This is a genomic window from Clostridium magnum DSM 2767 (assembly GCF_001623875.1).
In the GTDB taxonomy this organism is placed as follows: domain Bacteria; phylum Bacillota; class Clostridia; order Clostridiales; family Clostridiaceae; genus Clostridium_AM; species Clostridium_AM magnum.
This window is the reverse complement of sequence record NZ_LWAE01000002.1, coordinates 438,868-463,328: the sequence shown is the minus strand read 5'-3', so window position 1 is coordinate 463,328 and position 24,461 is coordinate 438,868. Positions and strand designations below refer to the sequence as shown.

Genomic DNA, 24,461 nt, shown 5'->3' with positions numbered 1-24,461 from the left:
AGATGATATTTATGGATACTAGTAAAATTCTATTAGTTGAAGATGAAGAAAATATAGCTCGGTTTATTAAATTAGAGTTAAACCATGAGGGATATAAAACTGATATTGCCACAGATGGGCTTGAGGGCATAAGTAAAGTTAAGGAAAATAATTACAATCTAGTGATTTTAGATATTATGCTTCCAGGAATAAATGGTATTGAAGTATGTAGGCAGGTGAGACAGTTTTCTAGCATCCCAATTATTATGCTTACTGCAAAGGATGATATATACGATAAGATATCTGGTCTTGATAGTGGTGCAGATGATTATATAACAAAGCCTTTTGTCATAGAAGAATTATTTGCCAGAGTGAGAGCAAACCTAAGAAGAAGAACATTGGACAATCATGTAGCAACATTGAAAGTTAAAGATTTAATTATGGATCTAGAAAAACATCAAGTTGCAAGGAATGGAAAAATTATAGAATTAAGAAAAAAAGAATATAATTTATTAGAATGCCTTATAAGAAATAAAGACATTGTGTTAAGCAGAGATCAAATACTAGAAAAGGTATGGGGATATGAATATGCTGGCGATACCAACATTGTAGATGTGTATATTAGATATTTAAGAAGCAAAATCGATGATTCCTATAAGGACAAACTTATTTACACCGTAAGAGGTGTAGGGTATATGATAATGGAGTACAGTAATGAGGACTAGATTTTTAAAATTATCAAGGGTATCTTTAAAGCTAACTTTGGTCTATGCATTTGTATTTTTCTTAGTTCTCATAGTACTAAATTGGTCTGTATTTCATGGAGTTAAATATTTTCTTATTAATCAATCCTTCAGGCAGGTTGATGGTTCTAGCAAAATCATTATTACTAAAATTAATCAATTGGCTAAAAACAATATAGACCTAAATACGGAAAATCTTCTTCAAGATATAAATCCTAATGAAGATATACATGTTAAGCTATTAGATAGTAGAGGAAATGTAGTTAGTGCCTCTTCTGAATGGAATGTTGACATTGCACTAAACTATGATTTAAATAAAACAATGAAAATTGAAAGAGATCAAAGACTCTTAGTATATAAAACTACTTCTATAGAATCAAAAAGCAATAAAATCTTTCACCTTATAGTTATTAAGGACATGGACAATGAGTATCATTTTTTTAAAATACTTTTTATTAATATGGTTATTTCCAATGTTATTGGGATAATTATTGCTTTAATCTCAGGAGCCTTCGTAAGTAAGCGTGTATTGAAACCTATTGATAAAATTACAAAAACTGCTCAAAGTATAAGTGTACGAGATTTAAACAAAAGAATAGAAGTTACTTCAGCAGATGATGAACTATCAAGACTTGCTGCCACATTTAACGAAATGATTGAAAGACTTCAAGATTCTTTTGAAAGCCAAAGCAAATTTGTATCAGATGCTTCTCATGAGCTGCGAACTCCCATTTCTGTAATACAAGGTTATATTAATTTACTAGATAGATGGGGAAAGGATGATAAAGAGATTCTTCAAGAGGCTATTAATACTATCAAAAATGAAACATCCAATATGACAAATCTTATTGAAAAATTACTTTTTCTTGCTCGTGGAGACAGCGGGTCTTTAAATCTAGAAAAAGAAACTTTCCCATTAAATGAACTAATTGATGAAGTAGTTAAGGAAAGTAGAGTTATTGCTCCAAATCATTATATAATAAATGAAAAAAATGATTCCATAATTATTTGCGCAGATTTTAAACTTATAAAGCAAACCCTAAGAGCTCTAATGGATAATAGTGTAAAGTATACTCCATCTAAGGGTGAAATAAAGATTACCTCTCGTCTGGAAGTAGATACTGTTCTAATTTATATAGAGGATACAGGTATAGGGATACCGGAAGAAGACATACCGAAATTATTTAATAGATTCTATCGAGTTGACCAAGCACGTTCAAAAAAAACAGGTGGAACTGGTTTAGGACTAGCCATTACAAAACAAATTATAGATAATCATAATGGAAGTATATCTATTGAAAACAACCCCAAAAGTGGCATTAAAGTGACTATTAAGTTGCCAACTAAATAATATATTTTACTTATAAAAGCTGTTGATAAATACATATTATTAACAGCTTTTACATTCACCAATAACTTTCCAATCCTACAATTCATATTTTGTATAATATCTCCAAAATCCCATTGCATTGTTCAAAATACCTATATAAGTAATAATTTTTCAAACATATGTAGATAATAACTTTGTCTTTTAAATCAGAAAATACAACTAATTTATAATCTAGATATCGAGGAAAGGATGGTGAAAAGCCTGCTAATCCGGCAGGTAAAGTATGAGCGAGCACAACTTGGATAAAGAAAAACTAAAAAAGCTTGAAGACTACATTGATGGACTAGAAGAAAAAGAAGGTTGCCTTATAAATGTACTCCATGAAGCTCAAGATATATTTGGATATCTCCCAGAGGAGGTACAGCTATTTATATCTAGAAAACTTGGCCTTACTGCTGCAAAGGTATTTGGAGTTGCAACCTTTTACTCATTCTTTTCATTAGAACCACATGGTAAACACATTATTAGTGTTTGCATGGGAACTGCTTGTTTTGTAAAAGGTGCTGATAAAATTTTAAATGAATTTAAGACACGACTAAAGATTAAGGATAACAATACTTCAGAAGATGGTATGTTTACAATTGATACGTTAAGATGTGTTGGAGCTTGTGGTCTTGCTCCTGTTGTAACAGTTGATGGGAAGGTTTACGGAAGAGTCAAAGTGGAGGATGTTGAAGGAATAATAAAAGAATATACAGAAGGTTAAATATTTTTGTTTAAGCTCAATGAATGGAGGTATATATATGGCTAGAATAAACTCCCTTGAGGAGCTAAGATCCTTAAAGGAAGAATATAAGAAATTAATTCTACATCGTTTTACAGAAGAGAATAACCCCTGCAATCAAGAGGGTAATAGCGCCTGTGGATTACCATCAGATCAAGCAGAAAGCAAAGACCATGAAGTAGATATTCTCGTATGTGGCGGAACTGGCTGTCAGGCTTCGGGAGGTATAGAGGTAGTTAAAGTTCTAGAAGAAGAGATAAAAAAAGAAGGACTTGAAAAAAGAGTTCAAGTTGTTACAACAGGCTGCTTTGGCTTTTGTGAAAAAGGCCCTATAGTTAAGATAATGCCTGATAATGTTTTTTATATTGAAATCACACCAGAAAAGGCTAGATCCATTATAAAAGAACATATTGTTGGTAGAAAACCGGTAGAAGAATTTCTTTATAAAGACCCTGAAACCGAAAAAAGGGCAGCTCTACAAAGTGATATTCCTTTTTACAAGAAACAAATGAGAATTGCCCTTAGAAATTGTGGTCTTATTAATCCTGAGAATATAGATGAATACATAGCTATGGATGGATATGAAGCTCTTGGAAGGTCTTTAGTAGAATGGACACCAGAGAAAGTAATAGATGAAGTTAAAAGAAGCGGATTGAGAGGAAGAGGGGGCGGAGGTTTTCCCACAGGAACAAAATGGGAAATGTCTCGAAAATCACAAGCTGAGGTAAAATATATTATTTGTAACGCAGACGAAGGTGACCCAGGTGCATTTATGGATAGAAGTATACTTGAAGGTGATCCTCATTCAGTTCTTGAGGCTATGGCTATTTCAGGATATTGTGTGGGCTCAAGCAAAGGATATATATATATTAGAGCTGAATATCCACTTGCTATACAGAGGTTAAGAATTGCCATTAAGCAGGCTTATGATAGAGGATTGCTTGGACAAAATATCTTAGGCACTAATTTTTCTTTTGATATAGATTTAAAATATGGCGCCGGAGCTTTTGTATGCGGAGAGGAAACTGCTCTTATAAACTCAATAGAGGGTGGTCGTGGAGAACCTACTGTTAAACCTCCTTATCCAGCTCAAATTGGTCTATGGAAGAAACCTACTAATATCAACAACGTTGAAACTTTTGCAAATATAAACCCTATACTTATAAGGGGAGCTGATTGGTTTAGTTCTATAGGTACAGAAAAGAGCAAAGGAACAAAAGTATTTGCACTAGCCGGTAAAATTAATAATGTCGGCTTAGTAGAAGTACCTATGGGAATAACCTTAAGAGAAATTATTTACGATCTTGGAGGAGGCATTAAAGACGATAAGAAATTTAAGGCAGTACAAACAGGTGGCCCTTCTGGTGGATGCATACCTACTGATTACTTAGATACTCCTATAGACTATGAAACTCTTACTGGAATAGGTTCTATGATGGGTTCTGGCGGTATGATTGTTATGGATGAAGATAACTGTATGGTTAATATAGCAAAATTCTATATAGAGTTTTGTGTAGATGAATCCTGTGGTAGATGTACTGCATGCAGAGTTGGAAATAAACGACTTCTTGAAATTCTAACAGATATAACAGAAGGTAATGGTACTATGGAGCATCTTGAGGGACTGCAGGATCTTGGTCCTATAATTAAAGATTGTTCCCTCTGTGGTCTTGGTCAAACATCACCAAACCCAATTTTAAGTACAATGAACTTCTTCTGGGATGAATATGTTGCCCACGTTAAAGATAAAAGCTGTCCAGCAGGTGTTTGTCCTGCATTAGCTAAATATCACATAGATCCAGAAAAGTGCATTGGATGTACAGCTTGCTCAAAGGCTTGCCCTGTAAATGCAATTTCCGGTGATGTTAAAAAAGCACATGTAGTTGATAAAGAAAAATGTATAAAATGCGGTGCCTGTGAAAAAAGGTGCAAATTTAATGCAGTTTCAAGAAGATAAAAACGTAAAGGAGTAAGAAGCATGAAAATGGTTAATCTCACTATAAATGGATTGAAAGTATCTGTGCCAGAGGGTACATCTATTTTAGATGCTGCACGCTCTATAAATGTAAACATTCCAACCCTCTGTTACCTTGATCTTCACGATATAAAAATGGTAAATAGAACTTCTTCCTGTCGAGTTTGTGTTGTTGAAATAGAAGGACGTCGTAATCTTGCCCCATCTTGCTCAACAGAAGCTCTTGAAGGAATGGTTGTTAAAACTGACACTTTAAGAGCAATAAAAGCACGACGTACAATGGTAGAACTTCTACTATCAGATCATCCTACTGACTGTCTTGTATGCGAAAAAAACACTCAATGTCAGCTTCAAAAAATTGCTGCTGAACTAGGAATAAGAAAAATTAAATATAAGGGCGCTATGTCAAATTACAAAAAAGATTCCTCTAGTGGTGCTCTTTATAGAAATCTTGATAAGTGCATAATGTGTAGAAGATGTGAAACTATGTGTAATGATGTTCAGACCTGTGGAATACTATCTGCAGTAAATAGAGGTTTTGAGACTGTAGTTTCTCCTGCCTTTGGTCGTCCAATGCTGGATACCATGTGTACCTTCTGCGGTCAATGTGTTGCGGTATGTCCTACAGCAGCACTTACACAAGTAAGTAATGTTGCTAAAGCGTGGGATGTCTTAAGGGATCCTGATAAATATGTTATTGTGCAGACCGCTCCGGCTATAAGAGTGGCCCTTGGTGAAAAATTTGATATGGAACCTGGAACTATTGTTACAGGAAAAATGGTGGCAGCTCTCAGGAGATTAGGATTTAGGAAAGTATTTGATACAGATTTCGCTGCCGATGTTACTATTGTTGAGGAGGCTCATGAATTCATAGATAGACTTGAAAACGGCGGAAGACTTCCAATACTTACAAGCTGTTGTCCTAGTTGGGTTAAATTCATAGAGCATCAATTTCCAGATTTATTAGATATACCTTCAACCTGTAAGTCTCCACATATTATGTTTGGTACCATTGCCAAAACTTACCTTGCAGATAAATTTGGTATTGATCCATCAAAAATTGTTGTAGTTTCAATTATGCCATGTATTGCAAAAAAATATGAAATAGTAAGACCGGAGCTAGAACATGAAGGCGAAAAGAATGTAGATCTAGTTATAACCACAAGAGAACTTTCTGATATGATTGTAGAGGCAGGTCTAGATTTAAAAACTCTACCGGATGAAGATTTTGATGATCCACTTGGTGAATCAACAGGTGCTTCTGTAATATTTGGAACTACTGGAGGCGTTATTGAAGCAACTCTTAGAACCGCCTATGAGTGGCTTACTAAAGAAACCTTGGATAAGGTTGAGTTTCATGGTGTAAGAGGTCTTGAAGGCATCAAAGAAGCCACTGTGAACATAAATGGAAAAGATATAAAAATAGGTGTAGCTCACGGTCTCGGAAATGCAAGAACTTTACTTAGATCAATACAATCAGGTGAAGCTGAATACCATGCTATAGAAATAATGGCCTGCCCGGGAGGATGTATAGACGGCGGAGGTCAACCATATCACTTTGGTAACATGGATATAGTAAAGAAAAGAATGGAAGCTATATACGAAGAAGATAGAAATAAAAAAATAAGAAAGTCTCATGAAAACCCTGCTGTTCAAGCAATGTACAAAGAATATATGGGAGAAATCGGCGGCGACAGGGCTCATGATCTTCTTCATACTCACTACACACCAAGAGAAAAAATATAAATACTTAGTTAAGAACTTCCAATTAAGCATGTAACAAGAAAACCTATAGGGATTAACCCTATAGGTTTTCTATTACAAAGATATATTATCTTTGGAATCCTCTATTGTTTTGTTGCTTTCTAGCTCTTCTACAATCTGGACATCTTTGTGGTTCATTTTCGAATCCTTTTTCTTTGTAGAAAGCTTGCTCGCCTTCAGTAAATAAGAATTCTTTTGAACAATCTTTACAAACTATTGTTTTATCTGCCATTTAAACATTCTCCTCTTTATTCATATTTAAGATTTAAAACTGATCTACTCTATACGCCTAAAAAGGTAATGTTTTAATCGTATTAAATCTTTTTTATTGTTGCTAATATTTTCACAACGTAGATAAGTATATCATACATTTAAATACTAAGCAATACCTTTTTAACATTTTAAAACATTTTTAAATTAAAAATATTTTAAATAAATCTAAATTGTGTAACATCAAATAGACCCTGGTCTGTTATTCTTATTTCTGGTATTACTGGCAGTGAGAGAAAAGATAACGTAATAAAAGGATCTATTTTATTATTAATTCCAAGCTTATGGGCCTCTTCAATCATCTTCTTTAAGGTATTCTCTACATAATTTGCATTATTATCACTCATTAGCCCTGCTACTGGCAACTCCAACGTTCCCATTATCTTTCCTTTACTTATAACTGTATATCCCCCATTTACTCTTTTCAACTCCTCTATAGCAAGAAGCATATCCTCATCATTATCACCTATAACTATTAGGTTATGAGAATCATGAGCAACAGTACTTGCTATTGCCCCATTTTTAATATTAAAATTGCTAACTATACCAAGCCCTATATTCTTCGTTGCTTTATGTCTCTCTATAACTGCTACCTTTGAAAAGTACTCATCCGCAGAAAATTTTCCATTTTTAACCGTAACTTCTAATGTCTCTTTTTTTGTTATAAGTTCATTTGAAGTCAAACCTATTACCGTTGCAATGTTGTTATCTAACTCTATTTTTAAATCTTCAATATTAATGTCAGGGATTCTCACTGTATTAAAAACATTTCTATCCTCTACTTTGTTACAGATATCTACTATAAGCCTCCCATTTTCATACACTATTTCACCAGAACATAATACCTTATCAACGCTAAACTCTTCAATGCTATTTAATATTATTAAATCCGCCAAATACCCTGGAGCAATAGCCCCAAGTCTTTTTAATCTATAACATTGGGCTGTATTAATAGTTGCCATGCTTATTGCTTCAATTGGATCTACACCACAAGCTATAGCCTTTTTAACATTGTAGCTTATATGCCCATCTTTTCTTATGTCTTCTAAATGCTTGTCATCAGTGCAAAATATACATCTATTGAATTCCATTCTATTCTGAAGTAAGCCTTTTACTATATTTTCTAAGTTCTTAGCTGCTGAACCTTCTCTTATTTGCACATACATTCCTAGCCTAAGATGTTCTATTACATCTTCCGGAGTTGAGCATTCGTGATTGGTAATAATACCAGCAGAACGGTAGGCATTAAGTTCCTTTCCACTTAAATGAGGTGAATGTCCATCAATAATTTTATTATCGAATAAATTAATCTTTCTTAACATCTCTTCATTACCATTGATTACTGATGGATAATCCATAACCTCTCCAAGTCCAAGTATCCTATCATTGGATACAAATGGCTCCATTAACTCAACAGTTAAATCTGCACCATTATTCTCAAAAGGAGTACTAGGCACACAGGAAGGCATCATAAAATAAGTATTTAAAGGCACTTCTTTTGATTCATTTAACATAAAGTTAATTCCATTAATTCCACATACATTAGCAATTTCATGAGGATCTGCAATAATTGTTGTTGTTCCATGAGGCAAAACTGCTCTGGCAAATTCTGAAGGTGTAACCATAGTAGATTCAATATGCACATGACTATCAATTAATCCTGGACACACATATTTATCTTTAGCATCAATCTCTTTAATACCACTATAGGTACCTATGCCTACAACCTGCCCCATAGAAATAGCTATATCACCCTTAACTATTTCCTTGGTAAATACATTTACAATATTTGCATTTTTAATTACTAGCTCTGCCTTCTCTTTCTCAACAGCAATACTTATCCTTTTTTGTTTCATCTCTACACTCATCTTATCTACTCCTTTATAAATAACTGTTGTACTTAGTATATGCTATGCTTACTAAAATACATTTGGAAATAAAAAATTCCTGATTACAAAGAGAATGCACCTAGGTGCATTCTCTTCGTAATCAGGAATTATTGGTCCCTGGTAGATACCCCTAACCCATATCGTTAGAGTTATACGAAGTCAAATTATTTATCTAATGAAGTTAAGACTTGAATCAGATGGAGTTTGTCTTCGACTCCAGGGCATTGCCCGTTAAATGCCATTTAGGCATTTAACCCCCATCTGATTCTTAGTCGTACGAATCCAGGGACGTAGCCGCTCGCAACGTACTCTTGGAGAAGAGGGAGTATTAGAGCGGATAGTCATCGGATAACTACTAATTAAATTTTCACTTCACTTATTTTATCACAAATAAATAAGGTGTCAAGTCATTCAACTGAAGTACTCTGTAATGACTATCAGACCTGATGCTTTCATATAATTTAGGTTTCACTTCATTCATATATATCTGAAAATTCAATTTGAATTCTTTCTACTTTAGAATTAGATGAATCATAAACAGAATAAGCATTTACTTCACCATCTTCTTCCACTAGTTTTGCCGGAAGTTCTACAACAAACTCACTACCTTCTCCTAATTTGCTTTTAGCGTGTATTGTTCCTCCTTGCATTTCCACTAAGGATTTTACTAACGCCAACCCAATTCCACTACCTTCGCTCCTTCTGGAAAGAGATTTATCTACCTGCACAAACCTTTCAAATATCTTATCCAGCTTATCTTCAGGTATTCCTATTCCTGTATCCCTAATAGATAATTGAATTTTATCACCTAAATCATAGATATTAACAAATATTGTGCCATTCTTTTCTGTAAATTTAATTGCATTAGATAGTATGTTAAGTACGATTCTTTCGATTTTATCCACATCAAAGGCCATATATTTTTCTTCAACATCTGTATCAAATATTAGCTCTATGCCCTGTGATTTAATATAGTCTGCTGCAGATAAAGTTATCTCTTCTACTATATATACTATATTACCGTTTATTAAATTAAGCGATAGGTACCCACTATCTATTTTTGTAGTATCTATTAAATTATTTATTAATCTTAGAAGCCTCAACGAATTTTGATTCATTATCTTAAGATATTTGTTTACATCATATCCATCTTGTGAATTACCTATATTTATTGATTGGAGGAGCTGTACGCTGCTCCATATTACATTCAGTGGTGTTCTTAATTCATGAGAGATATTTGCAAAGAACTCATTTTTCAACTTATCATATTCTAATATCTCTGATAGTTTTCTTTTGTTCTCTTCAAAGTTTTCACTTAATACTTCAACCTGCTTTGTAGTATTTGCTACTTCCTTCTGAAGGTTTATGGCTTTTCGAACAGATTGCTTTAATTCTATCAAAGTCTTTACTCTCGCTAGAAGTTCAGAACGTTCAAATGGTTTCCTTAAGTAATCATTAGCTCCACATTCAAAAGAAACTACTAGGCTTTCTGTACGATTGTCTGCAGTCATAATTAAAATTGGCAGGTCAAGAAGCGAGTATTTTTCTCTGAGTAAGCTGCATATTTCATACCCCAGCATATCAGGCAACATCATATCCAAAATAACAAGGTCTAGTTCTTTATCATTACTGACAATGTTAATTGCTTCCTTGCCGTTATCAGCAGAAATAACTGTATATTTTTCGTATTCCAAAAAATTCTTTAATACTTTTATATTTACAGGCTCATCATCTACAATAAGAATTCTCTTATTATCCTTAGAATTGTTAAATTTGTTCTTTTCTTTCTCTTTTATTTGGCCTACTGGTTCTTCCGCTTGATTAGCTAAATTAACCTGCGATTCATCTTTACATCTACTTAGATAATCACTCTTTGGTAGTGTAAATATAAATTTTGAGCCTTTATTGAGTATAGACTGGACTTTTATTTGTCCACCATGAAGATGAATTAACTTTTTAGTTATATGTAATCCTAATCCAGTTCCTCCATAGTTTTTGTTTATTCCCTCTACCTGTTCATATGGTTCAAAAATCTTATATATTTGGTCTTTAGGAATACCCATACCAGTATCGGATATAGTAATTTCTAAATAGTTATCTTTTTCTATTGCAGATATTTTGATTTCACCATAATGGGTAAATTTCATTGCATTTCCTATTAAATTATATAGAATCTGTTGAATTCTATTCTCATCTCCATAGGCCCATGGCATATCAATACCTATGCTATTGACAATGTTCAATTTCTTATTTCGAAGGAATGGCTTGCAAGACTTTATCACAATATTAGTCAATTGTCTAATATCTACTGCTCTCATATACAAATTAACATCATTATTTTTTAACTTAGAAAAATCTAAAATATCATTAACTAAGTTTGATAACCGCTTGGCGCTTGCCTGAATCAATTCAAGTGTTTCATTCTGTTCATTATTAGAAGGATCATATATACCTGAAACTAAACTCTCTGAAAGCCCAATAATACCATTTAATGGTGTCTTTAATTCATGAGAGGTACTTGCTAAAAAATCATCTTTTAGTTTATCAATAGATTTAAGCTTTTCTGTCATTTCTTCAATATTAGAAAAAGTCGTTGAAAATCTATCTGCCAACACATAGGACTGAGCAAAAATAAAAATAAGCATACCTACGGGCGCATAAGACCCTGTCTGAATTATTGAATATTCATATAAAATATCATTAAGTCTAGTTATAAATAGCAGGAATATAGCAACAATAACCATTTCGCATTTCTGCCCTTCAGTGATATATCTGTAAACTAATTTATATAGGATATATAACAACAAAAAGTTGGATATTATTTCAAAAGGAAATATAAGTCCATTATAGTATATTGTGGGTAGCATAAGTATGACAAAAAAATACACTATTCCAATGATGCTTGAACCTTTTACTACACTTTTATTTAAGAGATTAGGATAAAAGCTATTAATAAAGAGTACAAGCATTGGTACATAGAGGAAAAATGTCCATAATAGAAGCTTAATATCAAATATATAGTTCATATTAGGAAATACACTATAAATTAATCTTTCATCAACTAAAATAGTTCTTAATCCTACTAGAAAACATACTATGGAGAAGTATAAGGTGGCCTTATCCTTTTTCCTTCTAAGAAATAATGCAAAATTATATATACCAGCTACAAGAGTACTTCCAAAAAGAAATAAATCAAAGCCCATATGTTTGGCTCTATATTCACTAATTTGAGCTTCCGTACCAAGCAAAATGGTATCAATCTGAGGAACACCATAATAATAGTTGCAGGTTTGAAGAACTATTTCAATTTCTCCAGTTTTATCGTAAAAAGCACCTACCGCAGGTGCAACCTTTGAGACCATTTCTGTTTTAGATTTCCCTACTTTTCCCGACTCAGCAACAACTCTGCCATTAGCCCATAACTTATGGGATGTTTGAATGTATTCTGTTTTTATAGCATATAAATCTTCAACATTATTTGTGAGAACTTTCAAACGATAAGTAGCATAGCCCTGGTTGTCTAATAGTTGTCCATTATATATGTAGCTGCTAAAGCTTCCAGGAATGTTGAGTAGTCCAGTTTTTATAGGCTTATTTTCATTTTGAAAGTCTTCTGGTATGAGCAGCTTATCATAATAAAATTCCCACTGACCATTAAGTTTAGCAATACCCTTCTTCTTAAAATCCCAATTTCTTAGATCAAGCACTCCATCTTTAGCTACAGGCTTTTCAGCAATGGACTTAGCATTTTTATTGCCAAAAATAAAAATTATACTTAAAGATATAACTAATGCTATAAGCAGAAAAGCTGATCTCAAAACAGTTACTTTAGATTTATTCATAAAACCCTCTCTATAACTTTATATTTTAAAGTAGTCTTTAACACTATTGTACCAAATTTTTAGCTATTTTTCTACAAATACCCTTGTACAACCAGGAAAACAGACAAACAAAATCTGCATTGCTAATACTTGATTACAATATCAATTGCTAATAAAATATAATATTATTCAAATAAAAAAACTTATGAAGACTAATCTCCATAAGTTTTTAATCAAAGATATATTATCTTTGGAATCCTCTATTGTTTTGTTGCTTTCTAGCTCTTCTACAATCTGGACATCTTTGTGGTTCATTTTCAAAACCTTTTTCTTTGTAGAAAGCTTGCTCGCCTTCAGTGAATACAAATTCTTTTCCGCAATCTTTACAAATTAAATTCTTATCTGCCATTTAAACATTCTCCTCTTTATTCATATTTAAGATTTAAAACAGATTTACTTTATATGCCCAAAAAGGTAATGTTTTAATCCTATTAAATCTTTTGTTTGTAATTGTTAAATTCACAACGTATATAAATATATCACATATATAAACAATAAGCAACACATTTCTGATTTTCTTATAATTACATTTAAACTATACCTTCCATATATATTCTCCATTCTTATTTATATACATAGTCTTATTCTCAAAAACAACCTTTGCAACTCCGTCCACAAATTTAGATACTTCATCATAAATTGGTTCTATAATAAATTTACAATCTTTATCTATATATCCCCACTTACCTTCTACCTCTACTGATATCAAGCCTTCACTAACAAAATCTACATTGTCAAATTTTATCGGAATTAGTTCCTTACCTTCTTTATCTATAAAGCCATATTTATCTTCAATAGCTACTGTTGCAAATCCTTCATAAAAATTATCTGCCCAATCGTATTTTGCAGGTATAATCATGGCGTCCTCTTTATCTATAAATCCATACCTATTTTTTAATTCAACTGCAGCTAACCCATTTTCAAAGTCATTAGCTGTATGGTATTTGGCATTAATGACCATATTGCCTGCTATATCTATATATCCATATTTGTTTCCTAATCTTACCGCTGCTAGCCCTTCTGAAAAACCATAACCATAATCATATTTTGGCTCTATAACCATAGTTCCAGTAATATCTATATATCCGAATTTTCCTCCTGATTGAACTAATGCCATTCCTTCACTAAAATCAAAGGCATCTAGAAAGTCAACCTCTACAATCATCTTATCTTCTTTATTTATGTATCCCCATTTATATCCTAATTTTACTGCTGCTAATCCTTCTGAAAAATCATTAGCTTCGTCATATGTAGGGGCTATAACTAAATTACCTTTAGTATCTACATAGCCTTTTTTTCCTTCTAACTCAACTACTGCTAAACCTTCACTAAAATTATAAACATCATTATATTTAGCTTCAACTACCATATTTCCTTTTCTATCTATAAATCCGAAGGTTTCCGCCATACCTACTATTGCTAGTTCACCATCAAACTCTTCAGCATAATCAAACTTAGGTTCTATACAAACTTCACCAGCGTTATCTATGTATCCGTATTTATCATTTGATTTAATTGGATAAAGCATCTTGTCTGAACTCATCTTTTAAATTCTCCTTTCTATTAATCAAATAGTCCGCCAGTTTTCTTACTTGTCTTAACCTTACTAGTACCACTGCCAATATTCTTTTGCGGTCTTAAAATAGATCCCTGCTGCGAACTTTTCTTCTTCTTTTCTTCAATTAATTTTTTCATCATTTCAATATTTTTATCTGACATCTTTCATTCTCCCTTATTCCTTTAGTATTCTTTAAAATTATGTTTCCCATCCCACATTATACAATACAATATTGTTTAATTCTATAAGGACAAAAAATGATCCATAGAAGTTGTCTTCTATAGATCATTTTTCAATTCCAAATTACGGCATTTTTCCGAGACACATTGACTTTAAGGATTCTTTTATTTCATCTCTACTCTTTCATATGCTTGCTTCTACCGCTGCTGTCAACGCTCCCTCTATTAATGCTGTATCAATTATTTCTACTTTATTCTTCATTTCTTCATCTAAACACTCTACAGCCATTTCAGCATTCATATATGCACTACCTAAATCAAAGAGTATAAGCACCCCATCTTCAGAGTAAACTTCATTTACAGCATTAAGAATCTTATCTACATCTGTACCTAGTCTTCCATCAGCTGTTCCCCCTGCAGTAGCTATTTTACCATCTACTGACATCTGAGTTACCAGCTCTTTAATCCCTTCTGCCGCTTTACTACTATGTGACACTATTACTATTCCTACCATATCATATAACCTCGATTCTTAATTCTTGCTTACTTCTTCATAGATTGTATTTAATATTAAGTAACTTGAAGTAGCTCCTGCATCTTGATGACCTATACTTCTTTTCCCTAGGTAACTAGCTCTTCCTTTTGTTGCAATAATCTTTTTAGTGTTTTCTACGCCCTCTAAAGCTGCATCTTTAGCCCTTTTTAGAGCTTCTGCAGATCCTAGTCCTGAAGCTACTGAACTTTTTAAAGTTTCCAATGCTGGTTCAATAGCATCTATCATTGTCTTTTCTCCAAGGACTCCTTTTCCTCTCATCTTAATACCTGCTAATGCTTCTTCTAACATTTTTATAAAATCGTTTATATCAATATTTTCTTTACCATTGACGGTAGCGGCAGCCTTCATAAAGGCTGTTCCATATAGAGGCCCTGCTGCTCCACCTACATTAGATACCAATGCCATACCAGTCTTTTTTAAAATATCACCTATATTACTTCCATTGTCATCCTTTATTTTTTCTTTTACAGCTGTAAAGCCTTTATTCATATTTAATCCATGGTCGCCATCACCTATAGCAGCATCCAGCTCTGTTAAGTATGCTTTATTTTCATCTATCACTTCAATGATTTTATTTAATATCTCTACTACCTGTACACCACTTATGCTCATATATATCTCTCCTCTTATATTTTACAGTTAGACGTGTTGAAAAATAATAAACACATAATACATTAATCTATTTTTCAGATATCTTATTAATATACCTTTAATGCAGGTGTATCTGCTTTTTCATCTAATAATGCCTTTAGCTCATCATCTAATTTTAATATAGTTACTGAAAAACCTGCCATTTCAAGAGAAGTCATGAATTCCCCTACAAGAGTTTTATGAACCTTAATTCCCTTTTCACACAGTATTTCACTTACTTTTTTATTAGCTATATAAAGTTCCATTAAAGGAGTTCCTGATAGCCCATTAACCATGACCGCAACTTCAATTCCTTTACCTAAAGGCATATCCTCTAAAATCTTTGTAACTAAATGCTCTGTTATTTCATCTGCTGTCTTTATTTCTCCTCTATGAGTTCCAGGTTCACCGTGTATCCCCATTCCTATTTCCACCTCATTTTCTGCCAAAGTAAAGTTTGCTTTTCCTGCTGCTGGAACTATACATGAGCTTAGCGCCATACCCATGCTGCGTACATTTGCTACAACCTTCTCAGCTACTCTTTTAACTTCCTCTAGGCTTGCTCCCTGTTCCGCCTTTGCTCCTGCTATTTTGTGTACAAACACCGTTCCTGCAATTCCACGTCTTCCCGCTGTATATGTGCTGTTTTCAACTGCTACATCATCATTTACTACTACACTCTCTACCTTTATTCCATCCATATCAGCCATGTCTTTTGCCATATCAAAGTTCATTATATCCCCAGTGTAATTTTTTACTACTAAAAGAACTCCTTCCCCACCATCAACTTCCTTAATTGCTTCATATACTTGGTCTGGAGTTGGAGATGTAAATACAGCCCCTGCTACTGCACCATCAAGCATTCCTTTTCCTACATATCCTGCATGTGATGGTTCATGTCCACTTCCTCCACCACTTACTAGTGCTACTTTGCCTTTTATTGGTGATTCTTTTCTTACCAGTATATTTCCAGCATCGCTCTTTCTTAAGTACTCAGGATGAGCAGCTATCATTCCGCTTATCATATCCTCTACTACATATTCAGGATTGTTTATTAATTTTTTCATAATATATTATATTCCCCCTTAAAATTTAAAGTTGCCTTTATCTGATAACTAACAGCCACTAATGTCCCCCTCTTTTACAAACGCTTGCATATTTGAACCTACCGGTCTTATTAGAGTTTCTATGCAAGTTTTTATCTATTTTCTTAATGGCTTCTTTTAAATTATTTAAAATGCATAGTCTTGTTCCTAATGGCAAGAAGCACTTTGTCACAAGTTGCTGGAAGGTCATGAATTCTAACTCCAACAGCATCATATATTGCGTTTATAATAGCGGGAGCAGTTGGGATCATAACTGGTTCACCGAGACCCTTAGCTCCATAAGGTCCGCTTTTTTCAATATCCTCAACAAAAAATGTCTCTATTTTAGGAACATCCTTACTTGTTGGTATAATATAATTGGAAAAGCTTCTATTCTTAATATCTCCTTTATTCAACTGAATTTCTTCCATAATTGCATAGCCTATTCCCATAGCACAACCACCTTGAGCTTGGCCCTCTGCTAGCACTGGATTAACCATCTTTCCTGCATCATTTACAGTAAAAACATTAATAATATCAACTTTACCAGTTTCATCATCAACCTCAACAGTTACCCTCTGGACACCAAAGCTATATGGCCAATAGGGGTCTCCTTGCCCTGTTTCTAAATTAATCTCTGAAGTTGCGGCCTTGAAATAACCTTCTACTCTTGTATCAATGTTTTTCCTAATCATCTGTAAATATATAACACCTAGCTTGGAATCCTCTATGCTTAGGTTATCTTCACCATTAATTGCACTTTTCATATTTTCCCTTAGCTTACTACATGCATCAAGTACTGCATTTCCAGTATTATAGGTTTGTCTACTTGCTGCCCCGGTTCCAGAATCACGGATTAAACTTGTGTTATCATATTTTAAACTAACTAGTTCCTTATCTATACCTAAAGCCTCCACTGCAATTTGCCACATTATGCTTATAGCACCACACCCAACATCCGCAACTCCCACATATATTATTATCATGCCCTCTGGTGTAATTTCAGCGGTAGCCCTCGATTCATCTGGAAAGCCATTTCCGTAACCAGTTCCATAGAATATGGAAGCATAACCTACTCCTCTTTTCTTCATAGAAAACCTCCTCCCTACAGCTCTATTCCATCTACTTCAGCTATTTTTTCAATACACTTTTTAAGGCCAACGCTGCTTGTTAACTTTTGTCCTGTTGCTGTAACATTTCCTAATTCAAAAGAATTTAAATATCTAAACTTCAATGGATGGATACCAAGCTTTTCTGCCAATATATCCATTTGACTTTCACAGGCTAATGGAACCTGCGTTGCTCCAAAACCCCTCATTGCACCGCTGTATGAGTTATTTGTATAGACTGCTAAAGCCTGAATGTAAACATTTGGAATGACATATGGTCCTGTTGCATGTACCGCAGCTTTCCTCAGGATATTCATTCCCCATGATGCATAAGCTCCTGTGTCTCCATATATTCTAGCTTTCAAAGCACATAGTTTTCCATCAGCCCTTACACCTGTTTTATAATACATTTTCATAGGATGACGCTTACTATGTGAAATAGTAGACTCTTCCCTAGAGTACACTATTTTAATCGGTTTTTTAGTAATATAGGCAGCAAGGGCTGCATGACACTGTGGGTTGATGTCCTCTCTTCCACCAAAGGCTCCTCCTATTGCTGTATTTATTATTCTTACTTTACCTTCCTCAATATTTAAGCATCTAGCCACTTCTTCTCTATCATAGTAAGGGTACTGTGTTGCAACAAAGACACTTATTCCACCGTGCTCATCGAGTTTAGCAACTGCAGCCTCAGGCTGAAGAAAAGCATGTTCAACCATAGGAGTGGAATACCAATTTTCAGCAATATGTGCTGCAGCTTTAAACCCTTCATCAATATCTCCAGTTTTAATTTTTATATCGTATAATACATTGCTCTCATTGCCAAGAATGGGCGCACCATCTTTGAGCGCATCTTCTAATGTAAAGAGTCCTTCATACTCCTCATATTCTACCTTTACACTTTTTAAAGCTCTATGAAGAGACTTCTTATCCTTAGCTACTATAAGAACTATACAGTCTCCAAGCCTTTTGACCATATCTTTAACTAAAATAGGCATATCTTTAAATATAACTCCATGGGTTATTGCTCCAGGAATCATACTGTAATCTATTACGCACTCTACACCAGGAAGCTTCTTTAACTCTTCTATATTTATATTTAATACCTTGCCATAGGGAATTGTACTCCTCTTAACACCAGCATAAAGCATATCTTCAAATTCAATGTCATCAGGATAGAGAGCCCTTCCCAAAACCTTATCATATGCATCAGGCCTTATCAAACCTTTACCAACGGCCTTCACATTCATCCCTCCTACCTATTTCTTTACCTAACTTAGTTTTCTTTGAGCAAGCTGTATTGCCTCAACAATTTTGTCATAGCCTGTGCATCTACATAAATTTCCTGATATCCCTTCTCTTATCTCTTCTTCTGTTACTTCTAAATTATTATCAAGCATAGCCTTAGCACTTAAAACCATTCCCGGAGTACAATAACCGCATTGCACTGCACCAGCTTCAATAAAAGCCTGTTGGATAGGATGGAGTTCGTTCAAACTAACACCTTCTATAGTCACTATATCTGCTCCATTTGCCGCTGCCGCAAATACCAGACATGAGTTCACAGTTCTTCCATTCATAATTACCGTACAGGCACCACATTCACCTTCTCCGCAACCTTCCTTTGTCCCCTTCAACTTTAATTCATCTCTTAAAAAATCTATTAACCTAAGTAATGGATTAATTTCCCTTACATATTCCTTCCCGTTAACCTTAATACTAATCTTCATTACATCTCTCCCTCAATAGCTGTCTCTACAGCCTTCCTATATACTCCTTTAATTGCTTCCTTTTTAAAAGGCATAGTCTTTCTTTCCTTTATACCTTTATACACCGTATCCTCAAGAATCTTTAAAGGCTCTTCACTAAAAAGCCAGTGAACTTGTTTGCCTACAGCCTGTTTTTCTAGTTCCGCAACTCTAAACGGAAATCTCCCAACTGCTCCTAAGGATATAGAAATATTGTTTATAATTTTATCTTCAATTCTTAGACTTATAGCTGTACTAACTCTTGATATAGCTAAGGCATTTCTTTTTCCCAGCTTATAGTATCCACTTAATCTATTCTGCTTTGGTATAATGACTTTTGTCATAATTTCATTTTCCTTAACTTTCTGAGTGGAATAGTCTTTAAAATATTTCTCACAGCTTATTTGCCTCGTCCCATTCACTGATTCTATAACAAGAACCCCATTTAGACTTATTAAACATGGCACTATGTCAGCAGCTGATCCTGCATTCACTATATTACCGCCTATAGTTGCTATATTTCTAATTTGTGGCGACCCCATATTTTTAGCACATAGAAAAAGAGAATTAAAATTACTCTTTATAATCATGTTTTCTTTTACTTCAGCAAATGTAACCATACTCCCAAGGATTATCTGCTTACTATCTTCATTGATATTTTTAAGCCCTGCTACCTTACCCATATATATTAAGCAATTAGGACTTTTTTCCTCTTTCTTTAGACCAAGCATTAAATCAGTTCCACCTGCCAGCAGCTTTGAGTTAGCATTTTTAGAAAGTAAAACCTTAAGTTCATCAACTGTATTAGGTTGAAGAAAATCTACCAAATTTGAAACTCCTCCCAGTAAATTAGTATAAATATTTTTCCAATATCTGTATATTATTGAGACTAAATCTAAGTTTGTAGTTGGATATCTATAAAAATAGACTATAGCGAACTCTGATAGTCTCCGTCCCAAACAATTCGCCTATATACCTCGGGGTCAGTATCTCCCTCTGTACTGAAAACTAAAACCTTAGATTCCTTATTGAGGTTTAATATTTCTCTTAGGCCCTTATATCTCTCACTACCTGCAACAATAGACAATACTCCTGCTGTTACAGCTCCTGACTCTCCAGATATTACTCTTGTGTCTCCTTTAAGAGGATTTCCTAAAACACGCATTCCTCTTGCGGTGACCCAATCAGGTACTGATATAAATACATCTGCGCAGTGTTTTAAAATCTCCCAGCTAACTGGGTTAGGTTCTCCACAAGCAAGTCCAGCCATTATTGTATTCATCTCACCCTTAACTGTTTCGATTTTACCTACTTCTGCAGATTTGTAGAAGCAGTCAGCTTTATCTGGCTCTACCACTATAATCATCGGTGAATTTTCCTTAAAAGCAGTCACAAATACGCTAGCAATAATACCTGCAAAAGCTCCCACACCTGCCTGTAAAAATATATGGGTTGGTATTTCACCCTTTAACTGCTCAATGGCCTCCTGGGCTAAAGTTGAGTATCCCTGCATAATCCATTTAGGAACATCTTCATAACCATCCCATGCTGTATCCTGAATAACTTCCCATCTATTTTTAATACCTTGCTCTGCTGTAAAACGTATAGTATCATCATAGTTCCATTCCGTAATACTGACCTCTGCCCCCAGTTCAGTAATATTATTCAATCTATTTTTGGTAGTCCCCTTTGGCATGTATACAACTGCTTTATAATTTAATTGTTTAGCTACCCAGGCAACCCCTTTTCCATGATTTCCATCTGTAGTAGTAACAAAGGTAAGTTTTCCAAGCTGTTTTTTTACTTTATCAGATCCTAGCATAGAAAATGAAACTTCACCTATATCCCTTCCTAATTTTTGTGTTAAGTGCTTACCGATAGCATAAGATGCTCCTAGAACTTTAAATGAATTTAATCCGAAGCGAAAGGATTCATCTTTAACAAAAATCTCAGACAAACCTAATTGTTCAGCCATTCCCCTTAACCTAATCAGTGGTGTCTGCTCATATTCCTTAAAGCTCTCATGAAAATTTTTAATCTCAGATAAAGTACTTTCATCTAATAATGGTTTATGATCCCCTATGTTTTTATTTTTATTAACAATCCACTTCAACATAAATCCCCCCATTATGTTATAGTTTTAGAGGGATATGGCTCAGCATTCCCTCTAAAATATATTAGTTATTTTATTCCCCTGGAAGTAATATAAATCTTAAAATGAATAATAGAGCAAGTATATATACTATTGGGTGGAGTTCTTTATGTCTTCCTGTAGCCACTTTTACTATTGGATAAAATATCATAGCTGCTGCAATTCCGTTTGCTATGCTATAACTAAAAGGCATTATTGCAATTGCGAAAAAAGAAGGCAGTGCTTCTGTAAAATCACTAAAATCTATATTTTTAACAGCTCCTAACATCAAAACACCTACTATAATAAGTGCTGGTGCTGTAGCCTGACCTGGAACTATTCCAACAAGTCCTGAGAAAAATAATGAGAGAATAAATAATACACCTACTGTTACAGATGTAAGACCAGTTCTTCCCCCTGCAGTTACACCGGCTGTTGATTCAACATAGGTTACAACGGTACTAGTTCCTAAAACTGAACCTGCAGTTGTTGCAACTGCATCGCAAATAAGAGCCTTTTTCATTCTCAAAACCTTACCATTTTCATCTACCATACCTGCCTTTGTAGCAGTTCCAACAAGTGTTCCAATAGTATCAAAAAGATCCACTAAACAAATTGTTATTACAACCATGATAACAATTAAGATTGCACCTAATATACTGCCTCCACCCTTCGATAAAAGACCGGCAAAGTCAAATGCAGCAAAAGTAGGGGCAAGTGAAGGAGGTGCACTAAAAACATGTACATTAGATAGTGAAGTAATACCCATAGGAATTCCTATAATCGTAGTTAAGATAATACCTATAAGTATTGATCCCTTTACGTTTTTAGCCATAAGAATACCAGTTATCACAATTCCTATTAAAGTAAGCAGTGTTCCTGGCTGTGTAAAGTTTCCAAACCCAACAAGAGTTGATGGGTTTGCAACTATTATTCCTCCACTCTTTAATCCAATAAGTGCTATGAATAATCCTATACCTCCAGAAATTGCAAACTTAAGATTTTGAGGTATAGCATCAACTATTTTCTCACGTATTAAAGTAACTGTAATAATTATAAATAAAATTCCTGATATTAAAACTGCAGAAAGTGCCTGCTGCCATGTGAATTTCAATGTCATACAAACTGTAAATGTAAAGAATGCATTTAGTCCCATTCCTGGAGCCTGTGCAAAAGGTAAATTTGCATAAAATCCCATTATGAATGTACCCACTGCAGCTGCTAGACAAGTAGCAACAAATACTGCTGATACTATCGGATCACTACCAACAGCAAACTTTCCAGCTGCATCACCTACTGCATTTGCTGAGTTCATGCCTGCTAATTTAAGGATATTAGGATTGACAAATATTATATAGGCCATTGTAATAAAAGTAGTAACTCCCGCAAGTATTTCTGTCCTTACGTTTGTCTTGTTTTCCTTTAATTTAAAAAAGGATTCCAAAAATGAGTTTTTCTCACCATTAATTTTGGTTTGCATAAGATACCTCCCATATAAATTTATATTAAAGTTTCAAGATTGATGAATCCTGAAAACTTTAATTCAGTAACACCTAGGCTCTTCTATTTTTTTACCTGCTGCATATCTTACCTTAATATTTCGGTCATCACCAATATAAATAAACTTTTTCAGCCTCTCTTCTATTGATAATGGTTTAAATGCATATAGGCTGCTATCATCTATAATCAAAGCATCAAACTCATAGCCCTCTTCAAAGCTTCCTACCTTGCCAAAAAACTTGCCTCCACCCTTGGTTGCCAGGTAGAATAACTCTGAAATACTAAGAGGCTTATCTGCCCTGCCCTTTTCAAGCCATTTTATATTTGATGCCTGAGCAGCATTTACAATCACATTCATCATTGATAGACTATGTCCTCCAGATATGTCACTTCCAAGTCCTACTGAAATTCCTCTTGTTATAAAGCTTCTAATAGGTGCAATACCGCTTGATAGATTATAATTGGAATTTGAACAATGAGCAACAAAAACCTTTTTTCTTGACATAAGTTCAATCTCATCTTCATCTACCAAAACACAATGAGCCATAATCGTAGGCACATCTCCAAATAATCTGGCATCATTGTATATACTTGAATAGTTTTTATAATCAGGATGCAATTTTTTTACGAAACTAATTTCATCATAATTTTCACACAGATGAGATTGTACAGGAACATCGTACTTTTGGGCCAAATTCCCCAAACCTTTTAGCAACTGAAAAGTACAGCTTGGAACAAATCTTGGAGTGATTATTGGTTTCACAAGTTCATATTTATTTGAATATTCCTCCAATATTTCAATTGTATCCTTAATTGAGGCTTTTGTTGTTTCTATTAAATATTCCGGTGAATTTCTATCCATATTTACTTTGCCTACGTATGCTGATAATCCTGATTCAGCGAATAAATCCATTAATAATTTTGTTGTGTTCTTATGAAGAGTGGAAAAAACACATGCTCTAGTTGTACCAAATCTCCATAGTTCCTTTATGAAGGCTGAATACACTTTTTTTGCATAACTACTATTTGAATACTTGAATTCTTCGGGAAACGTATATGTTTGAAGCCAGTTCATTAGTTCCTTATCAAGTCCTAACCCCAAATTTGGAAACTGTGGTGCATGTGAATGAAGATCAACAAATCCCGGTATTATAATTGCATTTTCATAATCTATTATCTTTATTTTCCTGAATTCATTTGGAAGACTTCTGTAAATACCTTTTACGAATTTGCCTTCTACAACAAGATATCCATTTTCAAGTACTTCAAACCTCTCTGGAGTTTTAGTAAAAATGATATTACCCTTAATGGCATACCTATCTTGCATTAAGTTGCCCCCTTTTGATTGCT

General features: G+C 34.1%; 21 protein-coding genes and 1 riboswitch. Of the genes, 5 read left to right on the top strand and 16 right to left on the bottom strand.

The features are described from left to right. The first annotated feature begins 11 nt into the window (after positions 1-11). The 5 genes from CLMAG_RS09750 to CLMAG_RS09730 all read left to right on the top strand — a co-directional run bounded on the left by CLMAG_RS09750 (position 12) and on the right by CLMAG_RS09730 (position 6,557). A complete protein-coding gene (locus CLMAG_RS09750) occupies positions 12-704 on the top strand; it encodes a response regulator transcription factor (RefSeq protein ID WP_066621549.1) in 693 nt (230 codons plus the stop codon). Next, entirely contained in the window at positions 694-2,073 is a 1,380-nt protein-coding gene (locus tag CLMAG_RS09745) for a sensor histidine kinase (RefSeq protein WP_066621548.1), read from the top strand. The genes CLMAG_RS09750 and CLMAG_RS09745 overlap by 11 nt, the downstream gene beginning before the upstream one ends. 262 nt (positions 2,074-2,335) lie before the next feature. Further along, positions 2,336-2,818, top strand: coding sequence for an NADH-quinone oxidoreductase subunit NuoE family protein (locus tag CLMAG_RS09740; RefSeq protein ID WP_066621547.1), 483 nt, complete (start codon positions 2,336-2,338; stop codon positions 2,816-2,818). A 37-nt stretch (positions 2,819-2,855) separates the two neighbouring features. Then, on the top strand, positions 2,856-4,793 hold the full coding sequence (locus CLMAG_RS09735; RefSeq protein WP_066621546.1) for an NADH-ubiquinone oxidoreductase-F iron-sulfur binding region domain-containing protein: 1,938 nt from the start codon (positions 2,856-2,858) through the stop codon (positions 4,791-4,793). A 21-nt stretch (positions 4,794-4,814) separates the two neighbouring features. Further along, the gene (locus CLMAG_RS09730; protein WP_066621544.1) at positions 4,815-6,557 is read left to right on the top strand and encodes an NADH-dependent [FeFe] hydrogenase, group A6; all 1,743 of its coding nucleotides are present in this window, start codon (positions 4,815-4,817) and stop codon (positions 6,555-6,557) included. Between the two features lie 85 nt (positions 6,558-6,642). On the opposite strand, the gene CLMAG_RS09725 is transcribed toward CLMAG_RS09730, so the two are convergent. From CLMAG_RS09725 to CLMAG_RS09655, 16 genes are all read right to left on the bottom strand, one after another. Then, entirely contained in the window at positions 6,643-6,807 is a 165-nt protein-coding gene (locus tag CLMAG_RS09725; RefSeq protein WP_066621542.1) for a zinc-ribbon domain-containing protein, read from the bottom strand. Positions 6,808-7,003: 196 nt separating this feature from the next. Continuing rightward, entirely contained in the window at positions 7,004-8,713 is a 1,710-nt protein-coding gene (ade, locus tag CLMAG_RS09720; protein ID WP_066621540.1) for an adenine deaminase, read from the bottom strand. Between the two features lie 98 nt (positions 8,714-8,811). Beyond that, positions 8,812-8,911, bottom strand: a riboswitch (purine riboswitch). Positions 8,912-9,207: 296 nt separating this feature from the next. Further along, complete coding sequence (locus CLMAG_RS09715) at positions 9,208-12,576, bottom strand: ATP-binding protein (RefSeq protein WP_066621538.1); 3,369 nt, start codon at positions 12,574-12,576, stop codon at positions 9,208-9,210. Positions 12,577-12,799: 223 nt separating this feature from the next. After that, positions 12,800-12,964 (bottom strand): zinc-ribbon domain-containing protein, encoded by a 165-nt coding sequence (locus tag CLMAG_RS09710; protein WP_066621537.1) that lies wholly within the window; start codon positions 12,962-12,964, stop codon positions 12,800-12,802. A 186-nt stretch (positions 12,965-13,150) separates the two neighbouring features. Next, positions 13,151-14,158 carry a WG repeat-containing protein gene (locus CLMAG_RS09705; RefSeq protein WP_066621536.1) on the bottom strand — a complete coding sequence of 336 codons (1,008 nt, stop codon included), beginning with the start codon at positions 14,156-14,158 and terminating at the stop codon, positions 13,151-13,153. 20 nt (positions 14,159-14,178) lie between these two features. Continuing rightward, entirely contained in the window at positions 14,179-14,334 is a 156-nt protein-coding gene (locus tag CLMAG_RS32960) for a hypothetical protein (RefSeq protein WP_169809800.1), read from the bottom strand. A gap of 202 nt (positions 14,335-14,536) precedes the next feature. Then, positions 14,537-14,866, bottom strand: a complete 330-nt coding sequence (gene dhaM / locus CLMAG_RS09700) for a dihydroxyacetone kinase phosphoryl donor subunit DhaM (protein ID WP_066621535.1) — start codon at positions 14,864-14,866, stop codon at positions 14,537-14,539. An 18-nt stretch (positions 14,867-14,884) separates the two neighbouring features. Further along, positions 14,885-15,520 carry a dihydroxyacetone kinase subunit DhaL gene (gene dhaL / locus CLMAG_RS09695; RefSeq protein WP_066621534.1) on the bottom strand — a complete coding sequence of 212 codons (636 nt, stop codon included), beginning with the start codon at positions 15,518-15,520 and terminating at the stop codon, positions 14,885-14,887. Positions 15,521-15,606: 86 nt separating this feature from the next. After that, positions 15,607-16,605, bottom strand: coding sequence for a dihydroxyacetone kinase subunit DhaK (gene dhaK, locus CLMAG_RS09690; RefSeq protein ID WP_066621533.1), 999 nt, complete (start codon positions 16,603-16,605; stop codon positions 15,607-15,609). Positions 16,606-16,766: 161 nt separating this feature from the next. Continuing rightward, on the bottom strand, positions 16,767-17,714 hold the full coding sequence (locus tag CLMAG_RS34270; protein ID WP_066621532.1) for a xanthine dehydrogenase family protein molybdopterin-binding subunit: 948 nt from the start codon (positions 17,712-17,714) through the stop codon (positions 16,767-16,769). Positions 17,715-17,728: 14 nt separating this feature from the next. Further along, positions 17,729-18,982, bottom strand: a complete 1,254-nt coding sequence (locus CLMAG_RS34265; protein WP_066621530.1) for a xanthine dehydrogenase family protein molybdopterin-binding subunit — start codon at positions 18,980-18,982, stop codon at positions 17,729-17,731. 21 nt (positions 18,983-19,003) lie between these two features. Next, positions 19,004-19,462 carry a (2Fe-2S)-binding protein gene (locus CLMAG_RS09675; protein ID WP_066621528.1) on the bottom strand — a complete coding sequence of 153 codons (459 nt, stop codon included), beginning with the start codon at positions 19,460-19,462 and terminating at the stop codon, positions 19,004-19,006. Further along, positions 19,462-20,307, bottom strand: coding sequence for an FAD binding domain-containing protein (locus tag CLMAG_RS09670; protein ID WP_066621527.1), 846 nt, complete (start codon positions 20,305-20,307; stop codon positions 19,462-19,464). Before CLMAG_RS09670 ends, CLMAG_RS09675 begins: the two co-directional genes overlap by 1 nt. A 101-nt stretch (positions 20,308-20,408) precedes the next feature. Further along, entirely contained in the window at positions 20,409-21,596 is a 1,188-nt protein-coding gene (gene dpaL / locus CLMAG_RS09665) for a diaminopropionate ammonia-lyase (protein WP_242872988.1), read from the bottom strand. Between the two features lie 70 nt (positions 21,597-21,666). Beyond that, positions 21,667-23,091 carry an NCS2 family permease gene (locus tag CLMAG_RS09660; RefSeq protein ID WP_066621526.1) on the bottom strand — a complete coding sequence of 475 codons (1,425 nt, stop codon included), beginning with the start codon at positions 23,089-23,091 and terminating at the stop codon, positions 21,667-21,669. Positions 23,092-23,154: 63 nt separating this feature from the next. Then, positions 23,155-24,438, bottom strand: coding sequence for an amidohydrolase family protein (locus tag CLMAG_RS09655; RefSeq protein ID WP_066621525.1), 1,284 nt, complete (start codon positions 24,436-24,438; stop codon positions 23,155-23,157). Positions 24,439-24,461 lie beyond the last annotated feature (23 nt).